At 35.6% G+C, this 12,376-nt stretch carries 10 protein-coding genes; 5 read left to right on the forward strand and 5 right to left on the reverse strand.

The genetic code is table 11. The annotated features are described in order from the left end of the window. Positions 1-72 precede the first annotated feature (72 nt). The 3 genes from C0975_RS03555 to C0975_RS03565 form a co-directional block, all read right to left on the reverse strand. Positions 73-654 carry an aminodeoxychorismate/anthranilate synthase component II gene (locus tag C0975_RS03555; RefSeq protein WP_101775019.1) on the reverse strand — a complete coding sequence of 194 codons (582 nt, stop codon included), beginning with the start codon at positions 652-654 and terminating at the stop codon, positions 73-75. A gap of 18 nt (positions 655-672) precedes the next feature. Next, a complete protein-coding gene (trpE, locus tag C0975_RS03560; protein ID WP_101775020.1) occupies positions 673-2,214 on the reverse strand; it encodes an anthranilate synthase component I in 1,542 nt (513 codons plus the stop codon). A 332-nt stretch (positions 2,215-2,546) separates the two neighbouring features. After that, the gene (locus tag C0975_RS03565) at positions 2,547-3,137 is read right to left on the reverse strand and encodes an NAD(P)H-dependent oxidoreductase (protein ID WP_101775021.1); all 591 of its coding nucleotides are present in this window, start codon (positions 3,135-3,137) and stop codon (positions 2,547-2,549) included. Between the two features lie 183 nt (positions 3,138-3,320). Here C0975_RS03565 and sohB point away from each other — a divergent pair, with 183 nt between their 5' ends. Both sohB and C0975_RS03575 read left to right on the forward strand, forming a co-directional pair. Continuing rightward, the gene (gene sohB, locus C0975_RS03570) at positions 3,321-4,379 is read left to right on the forward strand and encodes a protease SohB (RefSeq protein WP_101775022.1); all 1,059 of its coding nucleotides are present in this window, start codon (positions 3,321-3,323) and stop codon (positions 4,377-4,379) included. A gap of 246 nt (positions 4,380-4,625) precedes the next feature. Then, the gene (locus tag C0975_RS03575; protein ID WP_101775023.1) at positions 4,626-5,444 is read left to right on the forward strand and encodes an OmpA family protein; all 819 of its coding nucleotides are present in this window, start codon (positions 4,626-4,628) and stop codon (positions 5,442-5,444) included. A gap of 61 nt (positions 5,445-5,505) precedes the next feature. Here C0975_RS03575 and C0975_RS03580 read toward each other — a convergent pair whose 3' ends face one another. Then, positions 5,506-6,372, reverse strand: a complete 867-nt coding sequence (locus tag C0975_RS03580; RefSeq protein ID WP_101775024.1) for a fructosamine kinase family protein — start codon at positions 6,370-6,372, stop codon at positions 5,506-5,508. Positions 6,373-6,633: 261 nt separating this feature from the next. Here C0975_RS03580 and C0975_RS03585 point away from each other — a divergent pair, with 261 nt between their 5' ends. Together C0975_RS03585 and C0975_RS03590 are read left to right on the forward strand one after the other, a co-directional pair. Next, entirely contained in the window at positions 6,634-7,764 is a 1,131-nt protein-coding gene (locus tag C0975_RS03585) for a hypothetical protein (protein WP_101775025.1), read from the forward strand. An 85-nt stretch (positions 7,765-7,849) separates the two neighbouring features. Continuing rightward, positions 7,850-8,230, forward strand: coding sequence for a hypothetical protein (locus tag C0975_RS03590; RefSeq protein ID WP_101775026.1), 381 nt, complete (start codon positions 7,850-7,852; stop codon positions 8,228-8,230). A gap of 167 nt (positions 8,231-8,397) precedes the next feature. Here the strand turns inward: C0975_RS03590 and C0975_RS03595 are convergent, their stop codons facing one another. Beyond that, positions 8,398-9,993, reverse strand: coding sequence for an ABC transporter substrate-binding protein (locus C0975_RS03595; RefSeq protein ID WP_101775027.1), 1,596 nt, complete (start codon positions 9,991-9,993; stop codon positions 8,398-8,400). A 348-nt stretch (positions 9,994-10,341) separates the two neighbouring features. On the opposite strand from C0975_RS03595, the gene thrS reads away from it, so the two are divergent. Further along, positions 10,342-12,273, forward strand: coding sequence for a threonine--tRNA ligase (gene thrS, locus C0975_RS03600; protein ID WP_101775028.1), 1,932 nt, complete (start codon positions 10,342-10,344; stop codon positions 12,271-12,273). Positions 12,274-12,376: the final 103 nt, after the last annotated feature.

Consider the following 12,376-nt stretch of genomic DNA (forward strand, 5'->3'; position numbering starts at 1 on the left):
AACTCTGTCCCAGCAAACAGAGATATTATCAACGCTCACTTTAGAATGAAGTGCGGTCCATTTTGGCGGAATTTAATGCGGTAATAACCAAGTAATTGTTTGAGCTAAAAGTTGACTACCTTGTACAGTCAAAATGCTTTCAGGATGAAATTGAAAACCACAAATAGGCAAGCTACGGTGACGAATTGCCATCACAATACCATGGTAATCCGCATTGATTATCAATTCTGTCGGTAACTGACTCCCCATTAAGGAATGATAACGTGCAACAGGCATTGGATTTGGCAGCAGAGTAAACATGGCTTGTTCATCATGCTGAATTTTTGACACCTTACCGTGCAATACCTCGCCCGCATGAATCACTTTACCGCCAAATGCTTCAATTAGTGCTTGATGACCTAAGCAAATTCCCAGAATAGGTATTTTATTTTTGACACGTTCAATGAGTGGTAACATATTGCCTGCTTGCCGTGGCGTACCTGGACCAGGCGAAAGCGCTAAAATAGTATTAGGTTGGCTCAATGCAGCTTGTTCCAAGATATCAATGTCACAGTCATTACGGTAAATGCGGACGTGATGACCTAAACGACGAAATTGATCCACTAAGTTATAGGTAAATGAATCAAAGTTATCTAAAAATAAAATAGTCGCCATGCGTTTTCCTTATTGATATTAGGCTAGCGTGTTGGTTTGAATAATAGCATTAATAACAGCTTTGGCTTTATGTCTGGTTTCATCTGCTTCTAATTGTGGATCAGAATCCAAAACTTCGCCGCAACCTGCTTGAATATAAGCAATCCCTTGTTGCACAAAAGCAGAACGGATTACAATACAAGTATCAAAATCACCATGTGAAGATAAATAACCCACCGCACCACCGTAACTATGACGTTTTTGTTGTTCAAATTGATAAATTAGCTGCATCGCTTTAATTTTGGGTGCGCCAGTTAATGTTCCCATATTCATACAAGCCTGATAGGCATGTAATGCATCAAGTTCTGGTCGTAATTTACCGATAACACGTGATACTAAATGCATAATGTGTGAATAACGATCCACTTGCATTAAATCTGCGACTTGACGTGAGCCACTTTCACAAACTCTTGCCACATCATTGCGAGCCAAATCGACTAACATTAAATGTTCAGCTACTTCTTTTTGATCTAAACGTAATTCAAGTTCTAAACGTGCATCCAGCTCCAAATCAATTTGCCCCTCTGAATTAAAACCACGAGGACGTGATCCTGCAATTGGGTAAATTTCCAATTGACGATTATGTGCATTGTATTTCAGTGCACTTTCTGGTGAAGCTCCGAATAAAGTAAAATCATCATCTTGCATAAAGAACATATAGGGACTGGGATTATTTTTCTTTAATTGCTGATAACTTGCGAGTGTATTTGGACAAGCTAATGAAAAACGACGTGACGGGACAATTTGAAACACATCACCTTGATAAATATGCTGTTTCAATGCATGAATGATGACTTTAAATTGTTCATCATCTAAGTTGGTTTGCACTTCTGTTGAGGCAGAATGACGTATTAAGTGCGGTTCAATTTCACGTAATTTTTGTGTAATTTCAAGCGTACTTTGTTGCAATTGAGGTAAGTATTGTGGATCAAAGCAGAACGAATGTAATTCAGCTTGTTGTAATTGATGATCGAGCACTAATACTTGTTCTGCGAGATAGAAACAATAATCCGGACAACTTAATCCATCTTCTTTTAATTGAATATTATCCATCGGGATAAAATTCGCAACTAAATCATAAGCAAATAAACCAGCTAGTAAAATAGGATTGTCGCTATGCTGATAAAGCGATGTAATAGTACGCAAGCCATCAAACAGAGTAGTTGCTTGTAATTTACTGTCTTCATCAAGATTTTTATCTAATGGCGCAAATTCAATAATAAGTTCATTTTCTGTGCTACTTAAACATTGAACCAATCCCTGTAACTTATTTTTAAGTTGTGCTAAAACTGCCTTTCCATTTGCCGTTTTAGCACGATATGTAACTTGTAATCCATGACAAGTCATTTTCACTGCTGGTTCAATAAACAGTAAGCTTTTCAAGCTATTTTTGCTGGTAATTTCAGCAGATTCTAGCAGTAATGTATTCTTTTTATCATGACATAATGCATGAAATATCAAAGTAGGATCACTGTAGTAAGGTATTTGCTTAGTGAATGTATGAATAAAGGATAACGACATAATAAATAAACTTCTAGTCTTTGAATTTTTAACTATTAAACTAGTGCATGATTTGATTGTCAAGTTAAGTGAGTAGTTTGATGAATGGATAGGTTGAAAAATAGACAAAAGGGAAGTGTCCTTAATCTGATTAAAGGAAAAAATAGGCTTATTGCGAAATCTATTATGTTTATCTGTTGTATTAAACTTTAATTACGAACTTGTGTATGTTGAGTGATTTTGTTTATTGAAATAAGGTGAAAATAGTTTAAGAATCAAATGAGATAAGATATACGATTGCTAGGGCAGACGAATAAGTCTGCCTCAAATGCTCAATCTTAGCGTAACCTGTATTAGAGAGAGGATAATACTTGATCAATTTGTTGTTTGGCTAAAGTTTGTGCTTTTTCAATTGCTGGTGCGCCTGAACCAATGCCTTCTGCATAAATAAATTGCACATCAGTAATACCAACGAAAGCAAGCATTGTTTTCACATAAGCTGTCACTAAATCGGTTATTCGATTTTGATGTAAACCACCAAATGCGACTAACACAATTGCTTTTTTTCCTTTTATTAGTCCTTCAGGACCATTTGAACCATATTGGAAAGTAACACGAGGGCGTGCAATAAAATCAAAATAACTTTTTAGCTGTGTTGGAATATTAAAGTTATACATTGGTGCATTAATTACTACAATGTCAGTATCTTTAAGTTCATTGACTAATTGATCGGATAAGGATAATAATGCCAATTCTTGTTGTGTAGTAGGTTGTCCACGTAATGCATTTGCGGCGATACTATCAAAATGTGGGAGTGGTTGTTGTGCTAGATCACGCTGCGTAACCTCAGCATGAGCTAACTTAGAAACAAAGTAATCAGATAATTGATTAGTTTGAGAATTTTCTGCCAAAATACTTGATTTTAAAACTAAAACTTTTTTCATTTTATTATACTTCCTTTTGAATAAACAGTGCTGAAAATAGCATTTTATTATAAGCCTTGTCTGAATGAAATAAATGGTATTTTAAGAAAAAGATTATCAACGATAAGTTAAAAATCTGAGTCAGAATTGCACTTTTAGTTAAATTGGTTATGATAACTAAGCATTTATTTTAAGGAGAAAAACATGTGGTCTGAAATTGCAGCAGGTTATGCGGTGTTTATATTAGAAATTTTAACAATTTTATTAGTTATTGCGGGTATTGGGGTTATGATTTTTGTCTTAAAACAGCATAAATCTAAACTGCAAGGTGAATTAATTATCACTGATTTATCAAAAGATTATAGTGAAAATACGAAGAAATTACGCGATTTTCATTTAAGTGAAGATGCACTTAAACAAGTGGAAAAAGCGCAGAAAAAAGCGGATAAAGAAAAAGCGAAAGCAGAAAAAGAAAAACGCAAAAAAGGGGAGGATATTGATGCGGAACGTAAACCTCACCTTTATGTTTTAACTTTTCACGGCGATATTATGGCATCAGATACCAATGCATTACGTGAAGAAATTAGTGCGATTATTGGTGTTGCAAAGCCAGAAGATGAAGTACTTTTACGTTTAGAAAGCCCTGGAGGTGTTGTACATGGTTATGGCTTAGCTGCTTCACAATTAACGCGTTTAAAACAACATGGTATTAAGCTCACGGTAGCAGTAGATAAAGTAGCTGCAAGTGGTGGTTATATGATGGCTTGTGTAGCCGATAAAATTGTATCTGCACCCTTTGCGATTATTGGCTCTGTTGGCGTAGTAGCACAAATTCCGAATATTCACCGCTTTTTGAAAAAGCACGATGTGGATGTGGATGTTATGACCGCAGGAGAATATAAACGGACAATGACAGTATTGGGTGAAAATACTGCAAAAGGTAAACAAAAATTCCAACAAGAATTGGATGAAACTCATCAATTGTTTAAACAATTTGTGGCGCAAAATCGACCGCAGTTAGAGATTAATGAAATTGCGACAGGTGAACATTGGTTTGGACAGCAGGCATTATTGCTACATTTAGTTGATGAAATTGCGACAAGTGATGATTTAATTTTGCAAGCTATGCAAGAAAAGACGGTACTTTCAGTCAAATATTCAGTGAAAAAATCATTATTGCAAAAAATAGGAAAACAAGCGGAAGAAAGCACAGATAATTTGTTATTACGTTGGTTAAAAAGAAATAACAGTACATTACTTTAGCTGAACTGAATCATCTTTACATTACTTGACTAAATGTTATGAAATATGAAGTATTTATTGGTTTACTTTGCTAAGAATACCACTTACTATATTAAGCCAAATTTTGAACAATTTTTCATATCATAAATTGTTTAGCTAAAAATAAAGATACAAGAATTGTTTTTTTATTGAGAGTCAGTCTCTAAAGTATTGCTGTGATTAATGAGATGACAATTTTCAACAATGAAAGGAACTAAGGTAAAACATATGAAATTATCACGTTTTTTATTAACCGCTGTTGCTGCGACAACGTTAGTTGCTTGTGGTAACTTAAGTAAAGTGACTGACGAAGGAACATCAGATAATTTAGTCTGGCCAAAAATTGATGAGTCAGTATTCAATCATGATGGTAGCCAATTTGGTTCTTGGCCAAACTGGGATAATGTTCGTATGATTGAACGTGGTATGAATAAAGATGAACTTTATAATTTAATTGGTCGTCCACACTTTGCTGAAGGACTTTATGGTGTTCGTGAATGGGATTACGTATTTAATTATCGTGAAAATGGCGTACATAAAGTTTGCCAGTACAAAGTATTATTTGATAAAAACATGAATGCACAAAGCTTCTTCTGGTATCCAAATGGTTGTAATGGAAATTCTGCATTCAGTTTAAGTGGTGATTTCTTATTTGATTTCAATAAAGATGTTTTAACGGTAAAAGGTAAAGAAGTTGTTGATAGTGTTGCTGCGCAATTAAAATCTTCTGCCGCTAAAGAAGTAAAAGTCGCTGGTTTTACTGATCGTTTAGGTTCAGAAGCTTATAACTTAAAGCTTTCTCAACGTCGCGCAGATCGCGTTAAAGCGCGTTTAATTGAACAAGGTGTTGATGCTAATATTCATGCAGTCGGTTATGGTAAAGCACAGCAAGTGAAAGCTTGTGATGGTGTACAAGGTGCAGAATTAAGAGATTGTTTACGTCCTAACCGTCGCGTAGAAATTACAGCTTCAGGTACGACTTTAAAACAAAGTGCACACGGTATGGAAGCGGGCACAACAGGTCCAGCGCCGCTTTATAGAAAATAATCAATTCATTAATCAATACAAGGCTCTTTATATGAAGAGCCTTTTATTTTTGCGCAACAAACTAATTCGCTAATAAATCATGAATAAATTTTTTGGTTAGCTCAACATAATGTTGGTGAAAACGATGGCTAAAATTGAGCAAATAATAGAGTTGGTAAATTAGTTTACGTTCGTTGTACCCCTCCTCAATCGGATAAGTGCGGTCATAATTTTGATAAAATTGCGTTGGGAAAGGCTCAAAAAGCTCGCTAAATGCCAAGTCACATTCTCTATCTCCCCAATAACAAGCAGGATCATAAGTCACAATTTCATCATTTACACTAGCACAATTTTCAATCCATAAATTACCATGTAGGAGTGAGGGTACAGGTTTGTGTTTTGTGAGTAATTCAGCAACTTTATTAACAATGACATCAATATCACCAAAATCTAACCGTTTTTCACAACATAATTGTAACTGCCAGCCAATACGTTGCTCACTAAAAAATTTTGCCCAATTATCTTTCCATTCATTTGGCTGATATTCAGGACCAAGCCAAGTATCAAAATCTAAACCGTAATTTTCTGAGCCTCTAATGAGATGTAATCTAGCAAGCTGTTCACCAAATTTAGCCATGGCTTGTACAGAATTATTTTTATTCAAATTCAGCGCTTCTAATAATAAGAAACTATGCGTATGTGAACAGCCCACAGTATAAACATTAGGCACTTTTATTGTATCTGTTTTGGCAAGGAGAGTGAGTTGATCGGCTTCAGCACGGAACATAGAACGAAAGGTTTTGTCATTTACTTTGACAAAAACAGGCTGGATTTCATCATCAATAATCCAAGCTTCATGCATTTCACCAGTATGAATTTTTTGTTTATGTTTAATTGAGTAGTAGGCACCGAATTGATCTGCCAATACTTGAGAAACATGTTTCCACATAGCACCCTCCGATATTGAGAACATTCAATTTATAGTGTAAAAGATTAATAAAAAATTACTGTGATAGATATCAAAGTTCTTTACTTTTAATAGTAAGTTTAGTGTGTTTTTGTTGTCAAAAAGGTATTTTTTCTTCTAAAAAAAGAAAAGATAGTTTTGTTAGTGTCAATTGATATCAAAGTAAAAGAAGATTAATTAAAATAGACACAATAAATGAGTGTTATAGTGACATTTTTGTTGTATATATAAGCAATGAACTTTATGTTTTGGGGAGAAGTTATGCGTGTTTTTAGAAAATTGAGCTATGTCTTGTGTTTATCATTATGTCTGTCTATATCCGTTGAAGCAAAAATTGCTGAGAAGCAACGTTTACTGGCGGAACTGCAATCATCTTTCGAGTATATGGAACAAATTGCAAATAGTGATTCACTCACACCAATAGAACCCATAAAGCCAATAAAAAAGTTTGATCCCAAAGATAAGCATAATTTTATTGAACTTCCTACTCAAAGCAAAATAGAACATAGTCAATTAGACCAATTTTTTGCTCAACGACAGATCGATATTTGGTACAAATATCCCTATTATTTTTTTAATATTCCAAAAGAAAGCTACAAGCTAGCTGAATTACTTGGACTCGAACCTGACTATTTTTCTCGTAATACTCAATTACATCCCATTTTTACACCGACTGACGTTGAATTGATGGATGGTACTCGTGAAACAAATTTTGATTATTTGTCGCCACAAAAAATTTTTGCCGAGAAAAATATGGAAGGTGAGTTGTCACAACATCATTTGTCCGAGCTTGAACAATCTGTTTATGCGACAAAAGACAGCTTTTATGAACAAATTGTGATTGAAAGCGACCAACCGTTAAAACAAGTGTCCTTTACGATTGATTTGCCTTTACAACAATATCAGTCGCATACTGTTCAACAAATTCCCTATAAAATCATGACTCAATTTGGTGAGATTCAGCTGGTTCAAATTCTGGGTAATGCTGTGACATACCGTCTTCCTAAAAATATAGCTGACTCAGTTATCGTGCATGGGGTTTATCAAGATGGGCGAGCATTAATGAGCATTGGTTCCAATTCTCATCCTTTACTAACGGACGATGAAAGATCATATCATCGTCAATTAGCCAATCTTTTTAAAGAAGTCTATCGTTTAGTTAATATGGATAAGATTAAAACTGAAGAAGAAATCAGAAAATTTTTTCAAACTCGTCAACCTTTCCCACCAGAGGTTGATGAGGAAACACGTTATATGCAAATAACGCGCTATTATACTGGTGATGTGTCTCAAGTTCTTTTTCAACTGCCAGAAGAAGTAGAAAAGCTACAGTTTAATATTGTATCGCCAGTGATACGCAATGAAGAAAAATAAGATATCAAGTTGTTAAAGATGTTAAAAAGAGGAAATTGATACTGTGATAAACTAATTATTCATATTAATTACTGAGAGAAGAGAAATGAAATATCCTTATGAAAAAGTAATACTAGGTTTTCCTGTTATTGCAGTCATTATTATATTGATATATTTAAATATGCTAGGCGCGGGAAGTAACTTAGGTACAACAGATTTTATTTTCCAAATTATCCCCGCTTTATGTACAGGTGTAATTTGTTGTTGGCGTAAATATACTCAACGAGATAAAAAAATAATTATTTTGTTGTATTTTATTTTTATGTATATCTGCTTAGCATATTTATTTTCTATAGAAGAAGTATTCTTTTCTGCTTGGTTCTTTGTTTTGGGTATTATGCATGGCATACCTGCCATCATTATTATTCTAGTGAGTACTTATTTCATACTGCCTAAACCAGAACAAGAACAACAAAATTCTGAATAAAAAAGGCTAATTGTGTATGCACGATTATGATTGATTAAAACAAAAAGTTGTACAAAGGAATAACCCCAAATACTTGGCTAAACAGACATTCAAAGTCAAATAATTTCCTTAAAAAACAAACCGCACTTTATGAGAGTAAAGTGCGGTCATTTTTCCAAAAGTTTTGACTAGTCCGCTAATTTGGTGCCATAAAAATAACTATAACCAAATGGGCTTTGTTTATAATCTTTTACTCTTGGGCTTAAGGCGGTGTTAGTGATTGAGTGGGCGATAGTAATCCAAGGCGCTTGTTCTTTGGCAATCATTTGTGCTTGTTTGTAAAGCGCTGCGCGTGCATCTTGGCTTGATAAGCTAATTGCTTGGCTTAACAACGCATCAAACTCAGGATTACTCCAACGTGCATAATTACTATTACCGATATTTTCACTGCCCAATAATGGCGATAGAAAATTATCAGGGTCACCGTTATCGCCCGACCAACCATAAGTACCAGCTGTCAATTCGCCTGCTTTAGTACGTTTAATATAATCTCCCCATTCATAACTGACTAATTTCGCTTTTACACCTGCTTTTGCCCAATCATTTTGGATGACTTCTGCCATACGACGAGGATTTGGGTTTGAGGCACGCACCACTGGTTGCACCCAAATTTCGGTTTCAAATCCATTTGGATAACCTGCTTCAGCTAATAGCTGTTTTGCCTTTTCAATATCAAAAGGGTAGTCCTGTACGTCATCGTTATAGCTCCAAATGGTTGGCGGCAGAATATTTTTCGCGATGACGCCGGCACCTTGATAGACCACATCAATAATGGCTTGTTTATCCGTAGCATAGTTCAATGCTTGACGGACTTTGACATTATCAAAAGGTGCTTTTTCAGTATTAAATGCGATATAAGCAATGTTTAACCCTTCTTTTGACATCAACTGAATTTTAGGATCCACTTTCATTTTGGCTAAATCTGCAATATTTGGGAAGTCAATCATATCGCAAGCACCAGATTGTAATTTGGCGTAACGTGTTCCTGCATCAGGCACAATATCAAAAATTAAGCGATCAATATCTGCCTTTGGTTTCCAATAATTTGGGTTAGCTAAGAAACGAATTTTTTGTTCTAGTTGATATCCCGCAAAGATGAAAGGACCTGTTCCAATAGGTGTAGTATCCACTTTTTCAGGTGTACCTGCTTTCATCATTTTATCTGCATATTCTGCAGAATAAATAGAAATAAAATCCATGCCTAAACTAGCTAAGAAAGTTGCGTCAGGTTTGTTTAAGGTAATTTTTATTGTGTAATCATCAAGTTTTTCTACTGCTTTTAGCAATTTAGGAAATTTCATTGCATTAAAATAAGGATAAGTTCCTTTTGATACTGCATGATAAGGATGCTCTTTATCTAATTGACGCAGGAAAGAAAAAATGACATCGTCAGCATTAAATTCACGTGTGGGTTTATAGTCTTTCGTGCTATGAAATTTTATGCCTTTACGTAAATTAAAAGTATAAGTTAAGCCGTCATCACTAACTTGCCAGCTTTCAGCGAGGGCAGGCTCAATATCTGTGGAACCACGTTTAAACTCAACTAGACGGTTATAGACTTGTTGTGAACTGGCATTATAAGAAATTCCTTCCATAACTAAAGCTGGACTAAAGCTACTTGGTGCACGACTAACACAGTTGATAAAAGTTTTGTTTGCAGCCTGTGTCGTGTTAATCACCAACAAACCAGCTGCAATTAAAGAAAGCGTAGTAGTTAATTTCATGGCGTCTCCTCGTCGTGAAAATTAAAATCTTATTTTGTAACATCACTATACTAAAATAAATTGCTCAGATTAACAAAAGAACTTCAGGTTTTAATTTATAACTTGTTGCTATAAATGTGAACATTTAGCTGTCATAGCATGAGTAACAATCTGTACTCATCGATAATTTATGTGTGTTGTTGAAATCTAAATCGCCAACTAAAATTAAATATGCTAAAATTTTCGACCGCGCTTTTGTCTTATTCAGAGTAGGAATGAGCCTAAAGTGCGGTTTATTTTTTAACAAATTTGAGTAAAAACAAGAAACAAGTAACCTCTCGTATGGGTTACCACTGTAAAGGAAACATTATGCCTATTATTACTTTACCTGACGGTTCACAGCGTCAATTTGAACAACCTGTTTCTGTGATGGAAGTTGCGGCGAGCATTGGTGCTGGTCTTGCTAAAGCCTGTATTGCTGGACGTGTAAATGGCGAGCGTAAAGATGCTTGTGACGTTATCACAACTGATAGCAAATTAGAGATCATTACTGCAAAAGAGGAAGATGGATTAGAAATTATTCGTCACTCTTGTGCACATTTATTAGGGCATGCAATTAAGCAGCTTTTCCCAAATGTCAAAATGGCAATTGGTCCAACTATTGACAATGGATTTTATTACGATGTGGATTTAGACCGCTCTTTAACCCAAGAAGATTTAGATGCGTTAGAAAAACGTATGCTCGAGCTGGCGAAAACCAATTATGATGTGGTGAAAAAAGTGGTCAGTTGGCAAGAAGCACGTGATACCTTTGAAGCTCGTGGCGAGCCATACAAAATGGCTATTTTAGATGAAAATATCGATCGTTGTGATACACCTGCACTTTATCATCACCAAGAATATATTGATATGTGTCGCGGTCCACATGTGCCTAATATGCGCTTTTGCCACCATTTTAAATTAATGAAAGTTGCAGGTGCATACTGGCGTGGTGATAGTAAAAATAAAATGTTACAACGCATTTACGGTACCGCATGGGCAGATAAAAAACAATTAAGTGAATATTTAACACGTTTAGAAGAGGCGGCAAAACGTGACCATCGTAAAATTGGTAAAGCGTTAGATTTATATCATATGCAAGAAGAAGCACCGGGTATGGTGTTCTGGCATAATGATGGTTGGACAATTTTCCGTGAACTTGAAACCTTCGTCCGTACCAAATTAAAACAATATGATTATCAAGAAGTAAAAGGTCCATTTATGATGGATCGTGTACTTTGGGAAAAAACAGGTCATTGGCAAAATTATGGTGATTTAATGTTCACCACGCAATCAGAAAACCGTGAATATGCAATTAAGCCAATGAACTGTCCTGGTCACGTACAGATTTTTAATCAAGGATTAAAATCTTACCGTGATTTACCAATTCGTATGGCAGAATTTGGGTCGTGCCACCGTAACGAACCATCAGGTTCATTACATGGTTTAATGCGTGTACGTGGTTTCACACAAGATGATGCGCATATTTTCTGTACTGAAGATCAGATTGAAAGTGAAGTGACTGCTTGTATCAAGATGGTTTATGACATTTATGGCACTTTTGGTTTCCAAAATATTCAGGTGAAATTATCAACTCGCCCTGAAAAACGAATTGGTGCAGATGAAATGTGGGATCGCGCAGAAGCAGGTCTTGCCGCCGCATTAGCCCACAATGGACTGGAATATGAAATTCAAGAGGGAGAAGGCGCATTTTACGGTCCGAAAATCGAATTTGCACTGCGCGATTGTTTGGATCGTGAATGGCAATGTGGTACGGTTCAGTTAGACTTCGCATTACCAGGTCGTTTAAATGCGTCTTATGTAGCAGAAGATAATGATCGTCGTATACCAGTAATGATTCACCGTGCAATTTTAGGTTCTATCGAGCGCTTTATTGGGATTATTACAGAAGAGTATGCGGGGTTCTTCCCAGCTTGGCTAGCGCCAACGCAAGCTGTTGTGATGAACATTACGGATTCACAATCTGAATATGTCCAAAAAGTAGTGAAAACTTTATCTGACGCGGGTTTACGTGTGAAATCTGATTTACGTAACGAAAAAATTGGTTTCAAAATTCGTGAACATACTTTACGTCGCGTACCCTATATGCTGGTTTGTGGTGATAAAGAAATTGAAGCGGGTAAAGTCGCTGTACGTACACGTAAGGGTGCTGATTTGGGCACATTCACTATCGAGGAATTTTTAGAGGTTCTGAAAAAACAAGTAAGATCACGTGAATTGAAATTACTTGGCGAAGAATAATGATTTATTCGAGTTTGTCAAATACAGAAAGTGCGGTCGAAATAACCGCACTTTTTTATAAGTGTAACATATTCATATCAGATAAAAATATTGATAGGCAAAA

This window comes from Pasteurella oralis (assembly GCF_002850605.1).
Classification (GTDB): Bacteria; Pseudomonadota; Gammaproteobacteria; order Enterobacterales; family Pasteurellaceae; genus Pasteurella; species Pasteurella oralis.